Annotated in this window: 19 protein-coding genes; 5 read left to right on the top strand and 14 right to left on the bottom strand. The window is 64.5% G+C overall.

Annotated elements, in window-relative coordinates; all coding sequences use genetic code 11:
* Positions 1-12: 12 nt before the first annotated feature.
* Positions 13-513 (bottom strand): Lrp/AsnC family transcriptional regulator, encoded by a 501-nt coding sequence (locus RLO07_RS15875; protein WP_462293121.1) that lies wholly within the window; start codon positions 511-513, stop codon positions 13-15.
* Positions 514-634: 121 nt separating this feature from the next.
* On the opposite strand from RLO07_RS15875, the gene putA reads away from it, so the two are divergent.
* Positions 635-4,393, top strand: coding sequence for a bifunctional proline dehydrogenase/L-glutamate gamma-semialdehyde dehydrogenase PutA (gene putA / locus RLO07_RS15870; RefSeq protein WP_462293120.1), 3,759 nt, complete (start codon positions 635-637; stop codon positions 4,391-4,393).
* 52 nt (positions 4,394-4,445) lie between these two features.
* Positions 4,446-4,784 carry a zinc ribbon domain-containing protein YjdM gene (locus RLO07_RS15865; RefSeq protein ID WP_462293119.1) on the top strand — a complete coding sequence of 113 codons (339 nt, stop codon included), beginning with the start codon at positions 4,446-4,448 and terminating at the stop codon, positions 4,782-4,784.
* 30 nt (positions 4,785-4,814) lie between these two features.
* Here the strand turns inward: RLO07_RS15865 and RLO07_RS15860 are convergent, their stop codons facing one another.
* The 3 genes from RLO07_RS15860 to RLO07_RS15850 form a co-directional block, all read right to left on the bottom strand.
* A complete protein-coding gene (locus RLO07_RS15860) occupies positions 4,815-5,267 on the bottom strand; it encodes a hypothetical protein (RefSeq protein WP_462293118.1) in 453 nt (150 codons plus the stop codon).
* A 74-nt stretch (positions 5,268-5,341) separates the two neighbouring features.
* Positions 5,342-6,556, bottom strand: a complete 1,215-nt coding sequence (locus RLO07_RS15855) for an MFS transporter (RefSeq protein ID WP_462293117.1) — start codon at positions 6,554-6,556, stop codon at positions 5,342-5,344.
* 48 nt (positions 6,557-6,604) lie between these two features.
* Positions 6,605-7,294 (bottom strand): murein L,D-transpeptidase catalytic domain family protein, encoded by a 690-nt coding sequence (locus RLO07_RS15850; protein WP_462293116.1) that lies wholly within the window; start codon positions 7,292-7,294, stop codon positions 6,605-6,607.
* A 26-nt stretch (positions 7,295-7,320) separates the two neighbouring features.
* Here RLO07_RS15850 and RLO07_RS15845 point away from each other — a divergent pair, with 26 nt between their 5' ends.
* Complete coding sequence (locus tag RLO07_RS15845; RefSeq protein WP_462293115.1) at positions 7,321-8,985, top strand: L,D-transpeptidase family protein; 1,665 nt, start codon at positions 7,321-7,323, stop codon at positions 8,983-8,985.
* A 10-nt stretch (positions 8,986-8,995) separates the two neighbouring features.
* Here the strand turns inward: RLO07_RS15845 and RLO07_RS15840 are convergent, their stop codons facing one another.
* On the bottom strand, positions 8,996-9,487 hold the full coding sequence (locus RLO07_RS15840) for a L,D-transpeptidase family protein (protein WP_462293114.1): 492 nt from the start codon (positions 9,485-9,487) through the stop codon (positions 8,996-8,998).
* Between the two features lie 140 nt (positions 9,488-9,627).
* On the opposite strand from RLO07_RS15840, the gene RLO07_RS15835 reads away from it, so the two are divergent.
* Positions 9,628-9,888 carry an Lpp/OprI family alanine-zipper lipoprotein gene (locus RLO07_RS15835; RefSeq protein ID WP_462293113.1) on the top strand — a complete coding sequence of 87 codons (261 nt, stop codon included), beginning with the start codon at positions 9,628-9,630 and terminating at the stop codon, positions 9,886-9,888.
* A gap of 63 nt (positions 9,889-9,951) precedes the next feature.
* Here the strand turns inward: RLO07_RS15835 and RLO07_RS15830 are convergent, their stop codons facing one another.
* From RLO07_RS15830 to RLO07_RS15820, 3 genes are all read right to left on the bottom strand, one after another.
* A complete protein-coding gene (locus RLO07_RS15830; protein ID WP_462293112.1) occupies positions 9,952-10,974 on the bottom strand; it encodes a L,D-transpeptidase family protein in 1,023 nt (340 codons plus the stop codon).
* 79 nt (positions 10,975-11,053) lie between these two features.
* On the bottom strand, positions 11,054-13,201 hold the full coding sequence (locus RLO07_RS15825; RefSeq protein WP_462293111.1) for a 3-hydroxyacyl-CoA dehydrogenase NAD-binding domain-containing protein: 2,148 nt from the start codon (positions 13,199-13,201) through the stop codon (positions 11,054-11,056).
* Positions 13,202-13,216: 15 nt separating this feature from the next.
* Positions 13,217-14,425: an acetyl-CoA C-acetyltransferase gene (locus RLO07_RS15820; RefSeq protein ID WP_462293110.1), complete on the bottom strand. Its 1,209-nt coding sequence runs from the start codon at positions 14,423-14,425 to the stop codon at positions 13,217-13,219.
* A 125-nt stretch (positions 14,426-14,550) separates the two neighbouring features.
* On the opposite strand from RLO07_RS15820, the gene ltaE reads away from it, so the two are divergent.
* Positions 14,551-15,573, top strand: coding sequence for a low-specificity L-threonine aldolase (gene ltaE, locus RLO07_RS15815; protein ID WP_462293109.1), 1,023 nt, complete (start codon positions 14,551-14,553; stop codon positions 15,571-15,573).
* Here ltaE and RLO07_RS15810 read toward each other — a convergent pair.
* The 6 genes from RLO07_RS15810 to RLO07_RS15785 are packed head-to-tail and all read right to left on the bottom strand — an operon-like array spanning position 15,557 to position 21,161.
* Positions 15,557-16,828 (bottom strand): acyl-CoA dehydrogenase family protein, encoded by a 1,272-nt coding sequence (locus tag RLO07_RS15810; RefSeq protein ID WP_462293108.1) that lies wholly within the window; start codon positions 16,826-16,828, stop codon positions 15,557-15,559. The two genes, ltaE and RLO07_RS15810, sit on opposite strands and share 17 nt — an antisense overlap.
* Positions 16,825-17,238, bottom strand: a complete 414-nt coding sequence (locus tag RLO07_RS15805) for a DUF6285 domain-containing protein (protein WP_462293107.1) — start codon at positions 17,236-17,238, stop codon at positions 16,825-16,827. Before RLO07_RS15805 ends, RLO07_RS15810 begins: the two co-directional genes overlap by 4 nt.
* A gap of 3 nt (positions 17,239-17,241) precedes the next feature.
* The gene (locus tag RLO07_RS15800) at positions 17,242-18,273 is read right to left on the bottom strand and encodes a phosphotransferase family protein (protein WP_462293106.1); all 1,032 of its coding nucleotides are present in this window, start codon (positions 18,271-18,273) and stop codon (positions 17,242-17,244) included.
* Positions 18,263-19,774, bottom strand: a complete 1,512-nt coding sequence (locus RLO07_RS15795) for an acetyl-CoA acetyltransferase (protein WP_462293105.1) — start codon at positions 19,772-19,774, stop codon at positions 18,263-18,265. Before RLO07_RS15795 ends, RLO07_RS15800 begins: the two co-directional genes overlap by 11 nt.
* 35 nt (positions 19,775-19,809) lie before the next feature.
* Positions 19,810-20,442, bottom strand: a complete 633-nt coding sequence (gene maiA, locus RLO07_RS15790; RefSeq protein WP_462293104.1) for a maleylacetoacetate isomerase — start codon at positions 20,440-20,442, stop codon at positions 19,810-19,812.
* Positions 20,442-21,161: a dienelactone hydrolase family protein gene (locus RLO07_RS15785; protein ID WP_462293103.1), complete on the bottom strand. Its 720-nt coding sequence runs from the start codon at positions 21,159-21,161 to the stop codon at positions 20,442-20,444. Before RLO07_RS15785 ends, maiA begins: the two co-directional genes overlap by 1 nt.
* Positions 21,162-21,186 lie beyond the last annotated feature (25 nt).

Below are 21,186 nucleotides of genomic sequence, written 5' to 3'. Positions count from 1 at the left end.
TGGCCAGCCGCATCAGCCGCCGAGCGGCAAGCCGCGATCCTCCTTGACTGCCTCGATGACCACATAGGTGTGCGTTTGCGCCACGCCCGGCAGGTCAACGATGCGCGCCAGTACCATGCGATAGGCATCCATGCCGGTTAACCGCAATTTCAGCAGGTAATCGAATCCGCCTGCCACCATATGGCACTCGGAAACCTCCGGAATCTGCACAACCTCGTCGCGGAAACGATCGAAAACCTCCGCGGTGGTCCGGTCCAGTGTTACCTGAATGAAGGCACTGGTACCAAACCCCAGTGCCGCTGCGTCCAGCCTGGCGCTGTAGCCCGCAATCAAACCCAGAGCCTCTAGCCTGCGCACCCGCTCGAGGCAGGGGCTGGGGCTAAGATTCACCCGCCGCGCCAACTCGACGTTGGACATCCGTCCATCTCCCTGCAGCAGGGACAAAATCAGGAGGTCTGTTCTGTCGATCGAATATGCATTGCTTACCTGCTTTCCCTTTAGCTTATTACCCATATTATGTTCTGCTTAAACATGATTTGACAGGATATTATGCACGGTGACCCCGAAAATAAACAGCTCATTCGGTACCCGGCTGCTTACAATGCAACGAGTCTGACTGCAGGAGGCTGCATCGATGTTATTTGACGGTTCACTCGCAACTGAAGACCCCATTCGCCGGGACCTGGAGGCTTTCTACCGCCGGGATGAAGCAGAGGTACTGGCATACCTGCTGCCCATCGCCGATATCAGCCAGGCCGCGCGCAGCCGGGCCTGGGAGCGCGCCAGAACGCTGGTGGTCAATATCCGCAAGGCCCAGCACGGCAAGGGTGGAGTCGACGCCCTGCTGCAGGAATACGCTCTCTCCACCGAGGAGGGCATAGTTCTCATGTGTCTGGCGGAGGCTCTGCTGCGGGTGCCGGACCGGCTCACGGTGGATCGGCTGATCCGCGACAAGCTGGCCGACGGCGACTGGAGTTCCCACCTGGGCAACAGCGAGTCCCTGTTCGTGAACGCCTCGGCCTGGGGTCTGCTGCTGACCGGCAAGGTGGTGAACTACAACGACGAGGACAACCCGCGCCAGTTCGGCCTGCTGAAAAAAACCATGGGCCGCCTCGGGGAGCCGGTAATCCGTGCCTCGGTACGCTACGCCATGCAGATCATGGGCACCCAGTTCGTCATGGGCACCAACATCGACAAGGCCCTGGAGCGTGCTCGTGGCCCCGAGGAAAGAGGCTATCGCTATTCCTACGACATGCTGGGGGAAGCCGCCTGTACGGCCGCCGATGCCCAGCGCTATTTCGACAGCTACCTGAATGCCATCGAGGCCATCGGCACCGCCGCCGCCGGGCGCGGGCCGGACACCAGCCCGGGTATCTCGGTAAAGCTGTCGGCGATCCATCCGCGCTACGAATTTGCACAGCGCGAACGGGTCATGGCGGATATGGTGCCGCGGTTGAAGACGCTGGCAATGGCAGCCATGCGGCACGACATCGGTTTTACCGTGGATGCCGAGGAGGCAGACCGGCTGATGCTGTCGCTGGACATTATCGAAGCGGTATTTGCCGACCCGGAACTCGGAGACTGGCAGGGCTTCGGCATCGCGGTCCAGGCCTACCAGAAGCGCAGCCTGTTCGTCATCGAGTGGCTGCGGGCGCTGACCCTGCGGGTGGGGCGCCGGATGATGGTTCGCCTGGTCAAGGGCGCCTACTGGGACAGCGAGATCAAGCTGGCCCAGGTGGAGGGCCTGGATGGCTACCCGGTATTCACCCGCAAGGCCGGCACCGATGTCTCCTACCAGGCCTGCGCTGCCCGCTTGCTGGCGTACCGCGACAGCCTGTATCCGCAGTTCGCGACCCACAACGCCTACACTGTCGCCACCATCCTGGAGCTCGACAAGGAACGCAGCGGCTACGAATTCCAGCGCCTGCACGGCATGGGTGAGACGCTCTACGACCAGGTTGTCAGCGGCGAAAAGATACCCTGCCGGGTGTACGCGCCGGTGGGTGTGCATGCGGATCTGCTGGCCTATCTGGTGCGGCGACTGCTGGAGAACGGTGCCAACAGCTCCTTCGTCAACAATATCGTCGACGAGAATATCCCGGTGGAAGCACTGCTGGAAGACCCGGTGGAAACGGTCCGCGGCTGGCGACAGAAAGCCAACCCCAATATACCCCTCCCCGTGAACCTGTACGGCGCCGAGCGCGCCAACGCTGCCGGCATGGACCTCAGTGACCCCAACACCCTGGGGCCTGCTCGCGAGAACATGCGGCAGTGGCTGCAGACCCTGCCCCTGACTCCTGCCCTGACCGGCAGTCGGCAGGAAGTGCGCAATCCGGCCGACCACAGCGAACTGATCGGCAGCATCGCACTGGCAGACGCCGACACCATTGAAGCTGCCGCAGCAGCGGCCCAGGCCGCGTTCCCGGGCTGGGCCGCGACGCCAGTCGCGGAGCGGGCAGACCTGCTGCGCCGCCTCGCCACAGCGCTGGAGCAGCAGCGGGACGAACTGATTGCGCTGTGCTGCAAGGAAGCCGGCAAGACCATTCCCGACGGCGTCGCCGAGGTGCGGGAAGCGGTGGACTTCCTGCGCTACTACGCTGCCCGCGCCGAAGAGGCGGAATTCGACGCGAACAAGCTTGCACCGCGTGGCGTGGTGCTCTGCATCAGCCCCTGGAATTTCCCGCTGGCGATTTTCCTGGGCCAGGTCAGCGCCGCCCTCGCCGCCGGCAACACGGTGGTGGCGAAGCCTGCCGAACAGACCAGCCTCGTCGCCGTGCGCACGCTGGAACTGATGCAGGACTGCGGCTTCCCGCCCGGCGCAGTGTCCTTGCTGGTGGCAGAAGGCAAGGCCGTCGGCGAGCAACTGGTGCCGGACCCGCGAATCAAGGCGGTGATGTTCACCGGCTCCACCGCCACTGGCAGCTGGCTTGCGCGCAAGCTGGCTGCACGCCCTGACGCGCCGGTGCCACTGGTAGCGGAGACCGGTGGCCAGAACTGCATGGTGGTGGATTCCACCGCGCTGCCGGAGCAGGTGGTGCGGGATGTCATCACTTCGGGCTTCCAGAGTGCCGGCCAGCGCTGCTCGGCCCTGCGGGTGCTGTTCCTGCAGGAGGACATCGCCGACAAGGTAATCGAGATGCTCATCGGCGCGATGCGTGAACTTCAGGTGGGAGACCCTGCGCTGCTTGCCACCGATATCGGCCCGGTCATAGACCGCAAGGCCCTCGGCGGCCTGGAAGATCACGTGCGCTACCTGGAAGCCACTGGCCGCCTGTTGCACTGCTGCGACATTCCCGCGCCAGGCGAGCATACCTTTTTCGCCCCGCGCCTCTACGAGATCAGCAACCTGGCGCTGCTGGAACGGGAGGTATTCGGCCCTGTCGTGCATATTATCCGCTATCAGGCCGCTGCCTTCGACGACGTACTGGAGCAGATCAACCAGACCGGGTTTGGCCTCACGTTCGGCATCCACAGCCGTATCGAGGAGGCCTGCAGCCGCGCTGCGGAACGGGTTCAGGCCGGGAACATCTATGTCAACCGCAACATGATCGGCGCCATTGTCGGGGTGCAGCCCTTCGGCGGTCGCGGCCTGTCGGGTACCGGCCCCAAGGCCGGGGGCCCCCAGTACCTGTCACGTCTGGTCACCACTGGCGAGGAAGCTGAAAACGCCACCGGACAGTGTCCGCTGCCCGGCGCGGACCGACAGGAGCAAGCGATGTATTCTCCGGGCGCCGCGCCCACGTCTGGCCGCTCATGGGCCCGGCGCGACCTGAATGAGCGCGTGTCGATCCTGCGCCAGTTTCTCGCCAGCTACGCACGGCGACCGGACGACAATCCGCTCATACTCGAGCACACCCTCGCCGCCGTGCGCGAACAACTGCGCTTCGCGGTCGGTTTACTGGCGGCACCGAGAATTCTGCCGGGCCCGACCGGGGAATCCAACAGCCTCCACCTGGAACCCCGTGGCTGCCTGCTGCTGGTGCTGGATGATGATCGCTACAACGGGGAATACCTGATGGCAGCGGTGTCCGCACTGGTTGCAGGCAACAGCGTCATCGGCGTGGCAACGCAGGAGCTGCTGCCGGAATGGCAGCCGCTGGTGCAGTCAATGACGGCTGCGGGTTTGCCCGACTCCCTGTTCTGCCTGCAGCCAATGGCCGCAGCCCGCGAGCTACTGCAGGATACGGCGCTGGCCGGTGCCATGGTCCACGCCCGCAGCCGCCACCTGCACACAGTGGCCCAGATACTGGCGACCCGTGACGGCCCGATTCTACCCTTGATCAGCTGCGTGACGCCGTCCACCCTGCTGCAGCAGACCATGCTGGAGAAGTCCGTGAGCATCGACACCACCGCCGCAGGCGGCAATGCCTCGCTCATGACCATGGCCAGCTGATCGCTGCAGTATGCGATAATTGTGCTTTCCTGCCTGACCACAAGGATTCGTCATGACAGCACTGCCACCCTGCCCGGCCTGCGGTTCGGCTTTCACCTATGAGGACAGGGCAACGCTGGTATGCCCGGAGTGTGGCCACGAATGGTCCGCGGCCGACACGGCTGCAACCGAGCCCGACGCCGTGTTTCGGGACGCCAACGGCAACCCGCTGCAAGACGGCGATACCGTGACGGTCATCAAGGACCTCAAGGTCAAGGGTTCGTCCCTGGTGGTGAAGGTCGGCACGCGGGTCAAGAATATCCGCCTGGTCGAAGGCGATCACGACATTGATTGCAAGATCGACGGTATCGGCGCCATGAAACTGAAATCGGCATTCGTTAAGAAGGCTTGAAACGTCAGGCGCTGCGCAGGGACTTCACGATCAGGTCGATGGTTTCCTGCAGCACCGGGGCATCGGTGGGCGCCCGATGATCACAATATCCCCCGGTCGGGGCTCCTCCCGAATCTTGCCCTTACGCAGCAGTAGCAGGCGCTCGCTGGTGATGGCGTAGTGCTCCCGGCGATTGCGTTTGAATATCAGGGGTCCGATGACCAGCACTGCCGCAAGGACCAGGATCATGTTGCGGGTGTCGGGATTTTCCTGCAGCTGCGCCAGAATCGGCTGCAGTTGGCCAGTCTGGCTGAACCACCACCAGGCCGCCGCGGCCACGGCGCCGGTCATCAGCAGGGAAGCAACAGCACCCGGACGCTTCGGGGTGTACTCGCCCTGCCAATAAACGCGCTCTCCGGGCATCAACACGCTTGCGATAACCGGGTCTATGCTGTCCAAGGGCAGCTCGGACTGTTGCTTGTCAACGCCCGCTATCGACTCCATGCCGCTGCCCTCGCTACCAGGGAATCAGGTTGTCAGGCGCTTTTATAAGTCAGAATCACTGTCCTGACCAGCCCCTAGCGCTTTTCGATCAGGGGCACCAGCGCCAGGCTGGCCAGCATCAGGCCGGCGAACAGGACGAAGGCCCAGTGATAGCTGCCAGCCACGTCCTGGACCCAGCCCGCCAGCGGCGGGGCCAGCAGATTGAACGGCATCAGCACGGGATTCATCAGCCCCATCACCCGGCCGTAGTTGGCGGGGCCAAACACGCCCGCCAGCAGTGCGCTCCACACGGGGATCATGCCGCCACCACCCAGGCCCACCAGCAGGCTGCCCGCCACCATGCGGACGTAGGACGGCTCACCGAACAGGCAGGCGAGGCCTGCGGCGACGACGGCAACCACCATCGCCAACGCCAGGCGCACGTCCATGCGATCCGCCAGCCAGCCAAACACCAGGGTACCCGGGATTGCCATCAAGGCAATATTGGAAATCAGCAGTGCACCGAGGTCAGCGCTGACGCCTGCATCCAGGGCGAAAGGCACCAGGTTGCCGAGGGTGGCCGTAAAGGCGCCAAAGAGCACGCTGACGATAGCCGCGACAACCCAGAAGCTGCGGTTGCGAACAATGGCGTGGGTGGAGCTGAACACGAGATCTCCGGCCTCGCCCGCAGCTGCCGGCGGTATCCGCGCACCATCGGGATACAGGCCCCTGTCGCCGGGGCGGTCCACCGTCAGCAGCCACACCGGGAGCACCAGCGCAGCGATGACCAGGGCCAGCAGGCGGAATGCCAGGCGCCACTCCATGGCGTCGACCAGCCACTGGATCAGAGGGGGAAACAGGAATCCGCCAAAGGAGGTGCCCATGGCCGCTATCCCCAGCGCCAGCCCGCGGCGGCGCAGAAACCAGCGCGACACCAGAGTGGACGCCGCCAGTGGCCCCAGCAACACCAGGCCGAAGGACATGCACAGCAGGTAAATTGCCGGCATCTGCCAGATTGCGGTAGTCAGCGAGAGCAGCAGGAAACCGCTGGCAACCGCGAGAATCGCGCCCCCGAGCAACAGGCGCAGGGGCTTGCGGTCTATCGCCACGCCTAGCCAGGGTGACAGCAGGCCGCTGCCCAGGATCATGAAGGTCATACCCAGCATCAATGTCATGCGACTGGGCGCGAAGGTTTCGGCGAACGGCACCACAACCACGCTGTAGGCGTACATCAGGCTGCCGGAGCCGATGCCCTGGATCAGGAAGGCGACAAGCACCTGGGTCCAGCCCCAGACGAAACGATCACTCATGCTTGCGCTCCCGGGCACGGGCTGGGATCAGCGTCCAAGGGCCTGCGGCTACTGCAAGCTGGCGATGGAACGGGACTGGCAGTTCAGATAACTGGAACTGGCCAGCCACTCGGGATCGGGATACCAGGAAAACAGGAACTGGCCGTTCTTGAGCGTATCGACCACTTGCCCGGCGACTTCCTGGCGCACCGCCGGACAGCCCAGGCTGCGGCCGATGCGGCCCTGGCGGTCGATCCAGGCCGGGTCAACGTAATCCGCGCCGTGGATCACGATAGCGCGGTCGCGAGCGAGATCATTGACGCCTGGCTCCAGTCCGTCCATGCGCAGGGAATAGCCGTGGCGCCCGTAGTAACTCTCGCTGGTGCGAAACAGGCCGATGCTGGACTGGTGACTGCCGGAGACGTTGGAAAACTCCGATGCCAGGTTCTGGCCCGACCCCTGGCCGTGAGCAACCAGCTCATGCAGCAGCAAGGCCCTGCTCTCAAGGTCGAAAATCCACAGTCGCTGCTCGCTTGAAGGCAGCGAAAAGTCGATGATCGCCAGGCGCTCGGCATCATCCGCACCCTGATCCAGCGCGCACTCCATGGCCGCAACGGCACGCTGCAGGACCTTGCGATCAAGCGTCGGGGCCAGCTCGAGGAGTTCTCTTGCCAAGTTGGTGCTGGATGATGCAGTCGCAGGCAATGGCAGGGCGATTACTGCAATGGAGCAGAAAAGGGTCAGAAACAGGCGTGTCATGCTCCCGCGCATGTTATGCTTTCCGTATGGAAAACAACAGGTTAACCCATCGCCGCAAAAATGGCCAGCAGATCATTGCGGCCTGGGGGCTGTTGCTCTGGCTCGCCGCAGGCGTCAGTGGCGCAGCGTTCGCGGTCGCGTCACCCGCAGCAGACACGCTGCAGGCGCTACTGACCCCGGCGCTCCCGGCCAGCCAAGATGATCTCGCCAGCGGGCCGCTGACCCTGGCGGAGCTCGCTCGGTTTTATGCCGCCCGGGACTACCGTCCCCTCTGGTCCAGTACCAGTGCCGAACGGGCCTGGGAAGCAGCGCTTGCCAGCCTGGTCGACGACGGTCTCGACCCCGCCTGGTACCTGGAACAGGTGCCGGCTGCGGCGACGGCTGGCGATCCATGCCGCGAGCTGGCTCGCACTGCGGTCTGGCTGCAGGCGCAGCTGGACCTGCGCTTTGGCGCCCTGGACCGTGAGACGGTCGAGCCGCTGTGGCGCCTGCGTCCGGCGACCACAGCGGAACAGCGACAGACGCTGCTCGGCAGCGCCAATGCGTTGGCCGCCAATCCCGCAGCCGCCCTGGCAGCGGCGCGTCCTGACCTGCCGGTATACCGTGCCCTGAGAGAGGCACTCCGGGAACTGCTTGCCGAATTGACCGCAGAGCCCTGGCCAGAGGTGCCCCGAGGGGCGCTGCTCCGACCGGGCCAGAGCGACCCGCGGGTTCCCCTGCTCAGGGCGCGCCTGCAGGCCGGGTACTATCTGCCGGATGCCGCAACATCTGCGGTATCCCTCAACTACGACCCTCTGCTGGTGCAGGCCGTGGAATCCTTTCAGCGCCGGCATGCTCTGGCCGTGGACGGACTGGTCGGACCGGCCACGCTGGCGGCACTCAATGAGACCCGCGAACGGCGCAGCGCCCGGCTGCGCGCCAATCTGGAGCGCTGGCGCTGGCTGGGTCAGGAACAGCTGCCGCACCAGATCGTCGTCGATATCGCCGCCGCGGAAATCCGCTACTACCGTGACGACGAGCTGCGATGGGGCGCCCGCAGCACCGTGGGCCGGAGCCTGCGCCAGACCCCATCCCTGCGCTCCGCGGTCAGCCACTTCACCCTGAACCCGCACTGGACGGTGCCACCGACCATCCTGCGTCAGGACAAGCTGCCTGCGATCCGGGCCAATCCGGAATACCTTGCCCAGCAGAAGCTGCAAGTGCTGGACGCGCAGGGGCAAGAACTGGACCCGGCGACGGTGGACTGGCGTCGTCCCGGCGCCATCGTCCTGCGCCAGCAACCGGGCACCGACAATGCCCTGGGACAGGTCGCAATCCGCTTTCCCAACCCGTTCAGTGTTTATCTGCACGATACCCCCAGCAAACAACTGTTCGCCCGCGCCCAGCGTACCGACAGCTCGGGATGCGTGCGCGTGGAAGATGTGCTGACGTTGGTGGAACAACTGCTGCGCAGCAACAACCAGTTTGACCAGACCGCGTTCGCCGAGCGACTCGCGAGCGGCGCAACCAGCGACCTGGCGCTGCTGGCGCCGGTGCCCTTGCTGATGGATTACTGGACTGCGGACCTGGACAGCAGCGGGACACTGGTCTTGCGCCCCGACAGCTATGCCAGGGATGAGGTCCTGGCGGCCGCAATCAGTGCTCGCCCGCACCCCCCTTTGGCACTACCGCCAAACTGCCCCACTTTCTGAGCGGGACCTTTCAGGGCAAAATTTCGATCGGTGTTCCAACCGTCACCAGCTGCCAGATTTCATCCATGTGTTCGTTGCTCACGGCAATGCAGCCATCAGTCCAGTTGAACAGCTGGGCACCCTCCTCCGCGCCCTCGGGTTGGCCGTGGATCATGATATTGCCCCCGGGATCGACACCCAGCTGCTCGGCCCGCAGGCGGTCGCGAAGATTGGGGTAGGAGACGCGGATGGACTTGTAGAACCGGCTTTCCGAATTCTTGTAGTCCAGGATATAACGGCCCTCCGGTGTGCGCTCATCGCCCTCCTGCAGCTTGTGCCCCCACGGCACCGGACCCAGTGCCACCGGATAGCGGCGCAAGATCTCGCCGTTGGACTTGAGGTACAGCATCCGTTCGGACTTCACAACCAGCACCGTGTCGACCCGGGAGAAGGCCCAGGCCGCCTCTGGCACCGAAAAAATCAGGAAAAATGCACAAATCCATAAAATCGATGCTCTACTCACTGGTTTGCAATGCTCCGGCAATGGTAATTTAGACAGGTTCGACTCACAGGACCTGAGGTCGGGAGTTCGAAGTTTGCACGTGACCCGCCACTTTGTGGCTTCTTAGACTGACAGGCCAACCCTGCTCAAGGAGTAATACCATGAAATCCACGCTCATCAAGGCTGTAGCCATCACCGCATTCGCCGCTCTGGCAACCGGTTGTGCCAGCACTTCACAAATCGACGAAGTTCGCAGCATCGCCGAAGCAGCGCAGCGCTCTGCCGACGAAGCCAAGCAGACCGCGGCCAGTGCCGAACGCACCGCCAATGATGCCAAGCGCACCGCAGAGGAAGCCAAGCGCAGCGCCGAAGAAGCCAACAGCAAGATCGATCGCGCGTTCAAAACTTCAATGCAGAAGTAAGCCCAGTGGGTTGTCCGGCGGGCGGCCAGCCCCCCGCCGGGCTTCCCTCTCCCCAACCGGCTCTCAGCCTGCCGGGGTTGCAGTATCATCTACCTGCCCCAGCGCTTCATCCACCAGCCAGATCGGTCCTACCGGCACCGGCACACCGGTCGACTCCAGCACCGCTTCCCGTACTCTGTCCCAGTCCACGGTAAAGTCCGCCCGATCGCTCACTGTACGGGCAATGGCCGCGCGCAGCTGCTGCAGCCGGTCTTCCGGCGTCAGCTCCAACCCTTCAAGTGGGTCGTGCGACTCGACGTAGAGCACATCACCTGACCACCCGGCCTTGACCGGCTGGTGGACAATCTCGACCTTGCTGCCCACCGGAACCCGATCGTAGAGATATTCTATGTCTTCCGGATACATGCGCACACAGCCCGCGGTCACCGGCATGCCGATACCGAGCTCGCGATTGGTGCCGTGGATCAGGTAGGCCGGGAGGTTGAGGTACAGGGCGCGGGTTCCCAGGGGGTTGGCGGGACCGGGCGGCACCACCGCCGGTACCGGCTCGCCGCGCTCGGCGCGCTCCCTGCGGATGCTCTCGGTGGGATACCAGGTAGGATTTTCCGCCTTGCGGGTAACCCGGGCCGCACTGAGCGGTGTTTCGCGGCCATCGCGACCGATACTGATGGCATAGACTCCCACCCGCGCCGGTCGCTCCCCCTTGGCCCCCTCGAAATGGTACAGGCGCATTTCTGCCGTATTGATCACGATCCCTTCCCTGGGCGCTTCCGGCAGAATGTGCCAGGTCGGCAGCAAGACTTCTGTACCCTCGCGGGGCATCCAGGAATCCACCAGCGGATTGGCCGCGCGAATCGCGCCGTAGCCGGTCCGGAAACGGCGACCAATCAGAACCAGGGTATCCTCGTCCGAGGCTACCGTGGTTCGGGGCCGGCCAACCACATGCTCATCGGGATCCGGCAGCGGGTAAAAGCCGCTGGCAGCGCTCTCGGCAGGTGTCGTTTCTGCCTGCAGGGACATGGACCAGAGCAAAAGGCAGAACGCGGCCAGCAGGCCGCGCAGAGTGAACAAACGAAAATCGGGCATTGGGGGCAACAGTCTCGGAAATCCAGCGAGCATGATACCCGCTGCCGTGTTTCTCGGAAACAGTTGCCCCTGCGGGGAGCTATTCGAACAGTTCGCCAGCCGCCAGCTTCTGCCTGGCGATTGCCGGGGGCTCGAAACGTTCGCCGTAGCGGCTGGCCAGTTCCTCGCAGCGAGCGACGAAGCGGTCGACGCCGTAGGTATTGACGAACTGGATAAAACCACCGGTCCAGGGCGGTGCACCGATACCCATGACGGAACCGATGTTGCCGTCGTCGACCGTGCGCAGGACACCGGACTCCAGGCAACGCAGGGATTCGATCACCTGGCGGAACAGCAGGCGGTCACGAAGATCCTGTTCCGGCGCCGAAATGTCCGGCTGGTAGTACAGGTCCAGCAGGCCAGGCCAGATGGACTTGCCGCCATCAGCGGCGTACTCGTAAAAGCCGCCACCGTGGTGGCGACCACCGCGCCCGTGCTCATTGACCAGGGTATTGATCACGCCCCGCGTGACGCTGCCGTCGCTGAATTTGTCCAGCACGCCCATCTCTTCCCAAGTGGCCTGGGCCTTGATGGTCAACTCCAGGCTCACCTCATCGTAGACTGCCAGCGGACCTACGGGCATGCCCACGGCCTTGCCCATGTTTTCCACCAGCACCGGGTGCAGACCCTCTTTCACCATGCGCACCCCTTCGTCCAGATAGGTGCCGAACGTGCGGGAGGTGAAGAAACCGAGCGAGTCGTTGACCACGATCGGCGTCTTCCTGATCTGGCGCGCGTAGTCATAGGCCTTGGCCAGGGTCTCGTCGCTGGTCTTCTCGCCGCAGATGATTTCCACCAGCGGCATCTTGTCGACCGGGGAAAAGAAGTGAATGCCGATGAAGTTCGCCGGCGTGCTGCTGGCGTTGGCCAGTTCGGTGATCGGCAGGCTTGAGGTATTGGAGCCCCACACGCCCCCCGCGGCCAGCTGCCCTTCCAGTTCGCGGGTAATCTTGTGCTTGAGCGCCATGTTTTCGAACACGGCCTCGACGATAAGGTCACAACCGGCGAGATCGTCGTTGCTGGCAGTCGCCAGGATCAGGTCCAGCACCTGCTGCATTTTTTCCTCGCTCATCTTGCCGCGCTGCACCCGCTTGGCCAGCAGGCCCTCGCTGTAGGCCTTGCCCTTTTCCGCGGCCTCCACCGAGATATCCTTGAGCACCACCTGGATGCCGGCCATGGCGGAGACATAGGCAATTCCCTGGCCCATCATGCCGGCACCCAGTATGCCCACTTTGGTCACGCTCCGGGGCGGCACACCCTGGGGCCGGCTGCCACCGCGATTGATGCGGTTCATGGCGAAGAAAAAGGTGGAGATCATGTTCTTGGCGACCGGCGTCATGGCCAGCCAGGTCAGGCCGCGGGACTCAATCTTCAACGCGGTATCGAAGTCCAGCCGCGCCGCTTCCACCGCGCAGTCGAGAATGACTTCCGGCGCCGGCATCAGGCCTCGGGTCTTCTTCCGCAGCATGGCTGGCGCAACGGTAATGAGCTGGGCCACCTGCGGGCTGGAGGCATTGCCGCCGGGAAGTCGAAAACCCTTGCGGTCCCAGGGCTGGACTGCCGCATCGGCATTGCCCTGCTGCGCCTTGATCCAGGCCTTCGCGGCAGGTACCAGCGCGTCCTGCGACTCCACCAGCTCGTGCACCATGCCCGCCTCCAGAGCGGCCCCGGGCTCCAGCCGGGTGCCTTCGAGCAGATAGGGCAGCGCCTTTTCCAGGCCCAACAGGTTGACCATGCGCACCACGCCACCACCACCGGGCAACAGGCCCAGGCTCACTTCCGGCAAACCCAGTTGCACGCTGCGGTCGTTGTACGCGACCCGGTAATTACAGGCCAGGGCGATCTCGAAGCCGCCCCCCAGAGCGGCGCCGTTGATGGCAGCAACCACCGGCACCGGCAGTTTCTCCAGTCGCCGCAGGCCGGACTTTACCCGCTCGCCTGCGGCCATGAAGGCGGCCTCGTCACCGGGTTTGGCCGCGAGCAGATCGTTCAGGTCGCCACCGGCGAAGAACACTTTCTTGGCCGAAGCAAGGACGACACCGGCAAGGCCCTGCTCCGCTTCCAGACGGGCCAGGGTCTCGTCCATGGCCAGTCGGTATTCTTCATTCATGGCGTTGACCGGTCCGGTCATGTCCATGGTGACGGTCACGATACCGTCGGCGTCTTGCTCGTACTTGAATACACTCATTGTCACTTGATTCCTTTAAACGCGCTCGATGATTGTGGAGATGCCCATGCCGCCACCCACACACAGGGACAACATGGCGCGCTTGAGGCTGCGGCGCTCGAGTTCGTCCAGCATGATGCTGACCAGCATGCCGCCGGTGGCGCCCAGCGGATGCCCCATGGCGATAGCGCCGCCGTTGACGTTGGTTACGGCGTGCTCGATACCGAGATCCTTCATGTAGCGCAGCGCAACCGAGGCAAAGGCCTCATTGATTTCCCACAGGTCGATGTCGGAGGCCTGCAAACCGGCTTTCTGCAGGCATTTCTTCGCCGCCGGTCCGGGGCCGGTCAGCATGATGATGGGGTCGGTGGACAACACCGCGGTGGCAACGATACGGCCGCGCGGCGTCAGCCCCAGATCCTTGCCGGCCTTCTCGCTGCCGATCAGCACCGCGCTGCTGCCATCGACAATCCCCGAGGAGTTGCCAGGTGTATGCACGTGGTTGATCTTCTCCAGGGTGGTGTACTTGGCCAGGATCACGTCGTCGAAACCCATCTGTCCCGGCAGGACAAAAGAGGGCTTGAGGCCGGCCAGGCCCTCCAGGGTGGTATCGGGCTTGATGAAGTCATCGCGCTCGAGGATGGTCAGGCCGTTCCGATCCAGCACCGGAATGACCGAGCGGTCGAAGTAGCCACTGTCCCGGGCGTGGGCGGCGCGACGCTGGGATTCCAGGGCAAAGGCGTCCACATCTTCGCGGCTCCAGCCTTCGAGGGTGGCGATGGTATCGGCACCGATACCCTGGGGCACAAAGCCGCTCTTCAGGCTGAAAGCCGGGTCCCCGCCCATGGGTCCACCGTTGCTGCCCATGGGCACCCGCGACATGCATTCCACCCCGCCGGCGACCACCAGGTCTTCCCAGCCCGACGCCACCTTCTGGGCGGCAATGTTGACCGCCTCGAGGCCGGAGGCACAGAACCGGTCCAGCTGCACGCCGGCCACGGATTCGTCCCAGTCGGCGTTCTGTACAATCATCTTGGCGATGTCGGAGCCCTGCTCACCCACCGGGGTGACACAGCCCATGACCACGTCGTCGACATAGGATGTATCCAGGTCGTGCCGCGCCTGCAGTGCGCGCAGCAGGCCGGCGCCAAGGTCCACCGGCTTCACCTCGTAAAGGCTGCCGCCAGCCTTGCCCTTGCTGCGCGGGGTGCGTACAGCATCGTAAATATAGGCACTGTGTGTCATAGGGGTCCTCGTTACTGAGCGTGCTAAAAAAGGAGCCCGCATAGTGTAAGCTGCCATCGCCGAAGGCAATGATGCCAGCCGGCAAAAAAATTGACCGAAAGTGACAACCGAGCAAGGGAAACCCCATGGACAACCGCATAGACCTGCGCAGCGATACCGTGACCCGACCGACACAGGCCATGCGCGCGGTGATGGCGGCAGCGCCCGTGGGCGACGATGTCTTCGGCGATGACCCCAGTGTCAATGCCCTGGAGGCACGGATGGCTGCCCTGACCGGCAAGGAAGCGGCCCTGCTGTTGCCCACCGGCACCCAGAGCAACCTGGTGGCCCTGATGAGTCACTGTCAGCGCGGCGACGAGTACATTGTCGGCCAGCACTACCATACCTATTTCTACGAGGCCGGCGGCGCCGCGGTACTCGGCAGTATCCAGCCCCAGCCGCTGCCGGTACAGGCGGATGGCATCCTCGCGCTCAGTGACATCGAGGCTGCGATCAAGGCGGATGATGTCCACTTTGCGCGTTCCCGGCTGATAGCGCTGGAGAACACGCACGGCGGCCGCATGATGCCCGACGGTTACACCGGGCAGGTCCGTGCCCTGGCTGACCGCCACGGTCTGCGAGTGCATCTCGACGGTGCCCGCCTGTTCAATGCCGCCGTCGCCAGCGGCAGGACCCTGGCGGAGCTGGCCGCCGATGCCGACAGTGTCAGCCTGTGCTGCTCCAAGGGCCTGGGAGCGCCGATGGGCTCGGTACTGGTGGGGTCAGATGCCTTTATCCGCGATGCCAGGCGCTGGCGCAAGATGGTCGGTGGCGGCATGCGCCAGGCCGGCATTGTCGCCGCGGCCATTGACCACGCCCTGGACCACCACGTCGAGCGGCTGGCGGAAGACCACACCAACGCGGCGCGACTGTACGAAGGATTGCGTGAACTGCCGGGCATTACCAGCTGCGTGGTAAACACCAACATGGTACACATTGAACTGAGCTCGGCGCAGCAGGGGCTGGATTTGCAGTCGCAGTTGAACGCTGCCGGGATTCTTGTACCCGGGGGCCGGAAAATCCGCCTGGTCACGCACCTGGATGTATCCGCTGCTGCGATTGACCGCGTCATCGCGGCCATGGCGCGGGCACTTAACGCGGGCCGATAAACCCGAACAGATGACCGGCGATCTTGCGCAGCTGGATTTCGTCGGAGCCCTCGGTGATGCGGTAGCGTCGATGGTGGCGGTAATGGTGCTCGAACTGCTTGTAGCGTGAATAGCCCATGGCGCCGTGCACCTGGATAGCGGCGTCGGCGGCCTCGCAGGCCAGTTTGTTGGCCCGGTAGTTGCAGATCGCCACCTTGTCCGACAGCCGCTCCGCCACTTCCCGTTTCGACATCTGGTCCATTTCCCCCGCCACCTGAAAGGTCAGGGCCTTGACCAGTTCGTAGTCCGCATGCAGCTCGGCCAGGCTAAACTGTATCGCCTGGTTGCCGGCCAGCGGCTTGCCGAAGGTATGCCGTTCGCGGGCATAGGCGACGGACTCCGCAATGCAGTAGCGCGCCGTGCCCAGACTGGACGCCGCCTGGCGGATGCGGTTCTCGTGCACAAAGTGCTGCGCCACTGCCAGGCCGAGGCCGGGCTCGCCGAGAATGGCCGACTCCGGCACCCAGACGTTGTCCACCGCCACCCGGGGATGGTCGGTGGGCATGTTGAAGGTCCACAGCCACTCCTCGATACGCAGGCCGTCACTGGGATTGGGCACCACAAAACAGGTAATGCCACGGGCACTGCCCTGCTTGCCGTCGCTGCGGGCAAACACCAGCACATGGGTCGCATGGTGTATGCCGGTGGTCCACATCTTGGTGCCATTCAGGCACCAGCCGGCCACGCCGTCGCGGGATTCCGCAACCGCAGTGGTTTCCAGCCAGGTGGCATCGGAGCCGTGCTCGGGCTCGGTCAGGCCGAAGGCGACACCAATCGTGCCCTCGATACTGCCGGGAATAAACGCGTCGCGCTGCTGCTGGCTGCCAAAGTCGCGAAACGCCAGGGTGGTGGGAAAGTTGCCGACGATGCTGTGCTCGTTCTGCAGGTCGCAGTGCAGGCCGATACCCTTGGCCGCCAGGTGCTCCCGCACCACTGCCATGTCGAGGTTGCTGGCGTCGCCGCCGCCGTACTCAGCCGGCAGCGCGAAGCCGAGGAACCCCGCCTCCCGGGCGAGGACCCGGGCCTGCGCCAGCAGGGCCTCCCAATCGGCGTGGGGCAGGCCTTCCCGATCCCAGTCCGTGCGTGCATATTCGCGGCGGTGATCAAAGAAGCGCTGGTTGTCGCCGGCCGCTTCCAGGGGTTTCAACTCGGCCTCGATGAAGGCATCAAGGCGGGCGAGAAATTCGCGAATACGAGCGGGGACAAGGCTGCTCACTGATGCGGCTCCTGGCCGGCAATACCGGCGGCAGCCGCCAGCGCGGGCCAGCGCTCGCAGCCGAGACGAAAGCCGGAATAGCGCGGATTGTCGATCGCCATCTGTCGCAGGGTGCGTGTACGCAGATACGCCTGCAGGTCGGCGTCCGGCGCCAGGCTGCGCGCGCGCAGTGCCAGGCTGATATCCCGTGCCGGGTTGTCGCTGCTGTCGCCGCCGAGCCAGCGTGCGCCGGCGGCCGCGTCCAGTGCCGTGATCGCGTCGCGCCCGCGCAGCTCGCGGCTGACAATGGACAGGCTGTTGGCGGCCACGCGCGTGGTGTAGGCATCGAAGCCCTGCAGTTGCGGCAGTACCTGCTGGCGCAGGAATGCCTGCACTGCCGCCAGCAATTCAGTCGGGTCGGTCTGACTCACGGTTTACTCCTCCAGTAGCAGCAGCAGGTCCATTTCCGACTCCGAAACCCGGCGGCCAACTGCGGCGCGCTCCAGGGTCGGATCGGCACCGCTGCGATAAAGATCGATCATCGTCAGGCACACGAGGCCCCAGCCCAGGGCGCAGAACACCTCCCAGTAGCGCAGGGTTGCCATGTCCGGCGCCCAGCCCGCCACCGAGCGATAACCTTCCAGCAGATCCTCGTAATCGCCAAAACCGCCCACCGGCTTTTCGGAACGGCCGAAGCGCCAGACATTGCCGCACAGATAGCCCAGGTCCTCCGCCGGATCACCGCAGTGAGCCAGCTCCCAGTCCAGCACGGCCACCAGTCCCTGTTCGTCCACCAGCAGGTTGCCGTTGCGAAAGTCGCCGTGCAAGAGACAGTGGCGGCTGGGCTCTGGCGCATGGTCAGCAAGCCAGTTCAGCGCCAGCTGGTGTACCGGCGAACTGTTGCCGTAGCGATCCAGCAGGGCCTGCTGCAGTGCCAGTCGTTCCTGCAGGGTCTGGTTGGGAACTTCGGGCGGCAGCTGGGCCGGGCTGACCTGGTGAATCCGCGCCAGGGCTTCCCCGCACTGTCCGGCGAGGTGGCGGCGGGCGCTGCTGTAGCGGTCATCCGCGAGGATACGCCCCGGCAGGGCCTCGCCCCGCTCACGGCTCATGATGTATCCAGGCCCCAGTGGCTCCTCCGGCCCCAGCACCCGCAGCACCGTGGGTACCGGTACACCCTGCGCCGACACCAGCGGCAGCAGCGCGGCCTCTGCGGTCAGGGGCAGCTGCGACAGGGGAGAATCGGATTCCACGGCGGTGGATCCGAGCGGCGAGCGCCGCAGTATTAGCGGCCTGTCGGCACCGTCGGTCTCGAGATTGAAAGCCCAGGTTTCCATGTTGGCACCGCCGGAAAGACGCTTGAGTCCGGCGATACACTCGGCACCGCGGGCACCATTGACGCTGAGCGCCGCGGCCAGGCTGGCCGCGTTGACCACAGCTGCACTGCTATTCACTGGTTCAGAATTCAAAACTGTTCACCTTGTCACCTGGTGTTACCCGCCCCTGTTCGCCGACAGGGTCTGAAGCCAGCAGACGCTCAAGGGTGCCGACGTCGCCCTTGGGAGTGTTGGCGATGAAGCGGCGACCGTCGCCCATGCGGCCGAGGATAATCCCCCTGCTTGGCCCTTCCCTGTCGAAAGCGACAGCACAGGCATCAATTCTGCCCGCTCCGCTGGCAGCGGCATCAACCTGCAGCCGCGGCGCCGCGTCCAGCGTGGTTTGCAGCTCCGGGCGCGCCAACGGCCAGGGGCTGGCGCCCGCATCGCGGGAATAAATGCCTACCGCGTGCTTGGTCAGATAGTTGCCATTGGCGGTCACCATGCCGTGACGCCCCTTGTCCGCCTGCAGCTGCGCCACCATTTCCGCAATGGCGTGCAGCGAATAATTGTTACCGGGGCCGCCAAACAGGGTCAGGCCGCCGGTGACCGTGACACCGCGCGGATCATCGACGGCCAGCCCGATGGCGTCGCAGGCGACCTGAACCGCGGAGGGAAAGCAGCTGTAGAGGTCAAACCGGTCCAGCGCCTCCAGCGACAGGCCGGCCATCTCCAGGGCCGCTCCGGCACAGGCCGCCAGTGCCGGCGACTGATGCAGGACCGGTCGTTCACTGACATTCCAGATGTCGTTGGCTTCCGCACCACCGCGCAGATAGACCCAGCGCGCCGGGTCTATGCCCAGCCGCCGCGCCTCGCCGACGGTGGTCATGATCACCGCCGCCGCCATGTCCACTGCCAGAATCGCATTCATGACTTTGGTATAGGGCCAGGTAATCATGCGGTTGCCGGACGCCGTATCCAGGGCCTGTTCCGGGGTGACAAATTCGCCGCGCCAGGCGTGGGGATTCTGCGCCGCCACCGCACTCATGTCGCTTATCAGGCGCCCCAGACGCTGCAGGTGTGTAGCGCGGTCCCAGCCCCGGGCGTGTCGCAGGGCACTTTCAAACAGCGGGTAGGTATTGATCGGCTCGAACAGACCGTGGGCACGCTCCATCGCGCTACAGGGCTCCTTGGGCGAGCCCAGCTGGATGGCGGGCTCTTCGCCGCCCTGCTGCCAGTGGCTGATATCGTGACCGGAGGACAGCGCCGCAAACAGCGTTGCGAACAGCTCACCGCCGGTCAACAGCACCGTGCGCGAAGTACCGGCCACCAGCCGGTCGGCAAAAAAATTCACCAGCAGCTGCGGGGTATTGCCGCCGACATCGGTACTGAAGGTCTGCGCCTGCAATCCCAGGCGCTGGCACAGGGCAGCACCGGGATGGGGCGGCATCAGACCGGCGAGATCCGGCACCTGGGTTGCGAGGAACGGAATGGTGGCAACCGTGTCGATGCACTGCGCCAGGCCGGCACAGCCGGCATTGTCCACAGCAGTGCGTGACACTGCCTCCAGTGCATCCAGAGGACTGCGGGCGGCGTCGCGGTCGCGCCACGTATGCTGGGCATGGGCGATGAAAATGGGCTGGCTGTCTATCATTGAGCCTCACTTGCTGCAGGGAATCGGGTCGGTGTTCAGGCCGGGGCGACCGCCTCCGGGCTGGCGGCGGCAAAGGCCGGGAGCTGCTCCAGATGGGCAGTAATGGCACACAGACGCGGGAAGGGCTGCAAATCCTGCTCAAAGCGCCGGGCATTGAACATCTGCGGCAGCAGGCAGATATCAGCCAGGGTGGGACTGTCGCCATAACAGTAGCGATCACCGGCCACCTGCTGCTCCAGGGCGGCAAACCCCAGCGCGATCCAGTGGTGGTACCAGTCAAGCTTGGCCTCTTCGGATACACCCAGCTGGTCCACCAGGTAACGCTGTACCCGCAGGTTGTTCAATGGGTGAATATCACAGGCGACAGTCTGCACCATGGCCCGGACCCGCGCACGCCCCAGCGCGTCCGCGGGCAGCAGTGCCGGCTCTGGATACTCCTCCTCCAGCCATTCGAGAATGGCAACTGACTGGGTCAGCAGCTCGCCCTCTGAGGTGGCCAGTGCCGGCACCAGGCCGAGTGGATTGACCGCCAGGTAGTCGGCGTCGCGCTGCTCGTTGGCAACCAGGTTGACCGGCAAGGACGCGTACTCCAGCCCCTTGAGGTTAAGTGCAATCCGCAGCCGATAGGCCGCGGAAGAGCGGAAGTAGTCGTACAGCTGCACCGCCATCAGGCCAGTACTTCTTCGAGAAAGTTGTACAACGCCTGGCTGGAGCGGCGGTCTGCAGCGGCGCTGTAAACCGCACCAAAGCCCGGATCATTGGCGTCGGGATTGGTGAACGCATGCAGGGTATTGCCGTAGGCGTGCACCTGCCAGTCGGCGCCGGCGGTGGTCAGCTCCTGCGCCAGTGCCACCAGGTCGTCCGGCGTAGCCATCGGATCATCATAGCCATGCAGGCACAGAACGCTGGCCGTGATCTGCGTGCCGGCGGTATTGTCGGGCGCGTTGAACAGTCCATGGAAGCTGACCACGCCGCGCACTTCAGCGCCGGTGCGTGCCAGGTCCAGCACGGTCAGGCCGCCAAAGCAGTAGCCCATGGCGGCAACCCGTCCTGCATCCACCTCAGCCTGCTCGCTCATGACGCCCATGCCCAGCGTCACCAGATCCTGCAGCAGGACACGGTCCTCCAGCAGCGGTGCTATCAGGCCCTGGCACTGCTCGGTACCTTCGCCGCGCACGCCCTTGCCAAACATGTCCAGGGCGAAGCCGACATAGCCATGCTCGGCCAGCTCCACGGCCTTGCCCTCTTCGAACTCGGTGCGCCCGGCCCAGGTATGGGCCACCGCGACCCCCGGGCGCGGACCACTGGCGGCGTCATCCCAGGCCAGCAGGCCCTCATAGGTCAGTCCGGCGTGCTGGTAGGCAATCGTTCGTGTCTGAATAGCCATGGTATCTCCTTGTCACTAAGGGTAA

It is taken from the genome of Haliea sp. (assembly GCF_040221975.1).
Taxonomy (GTDB): domain Bacteria; phylum Pseudomonadota; class Gammaproteobacteria; order Pseudomonadales; family Halieaceae; genus Haliea.
Note: the sequence above shows the minus strand (reverse complement) of the source record. Positions and strands in the feature narration are given on the sequence as shown.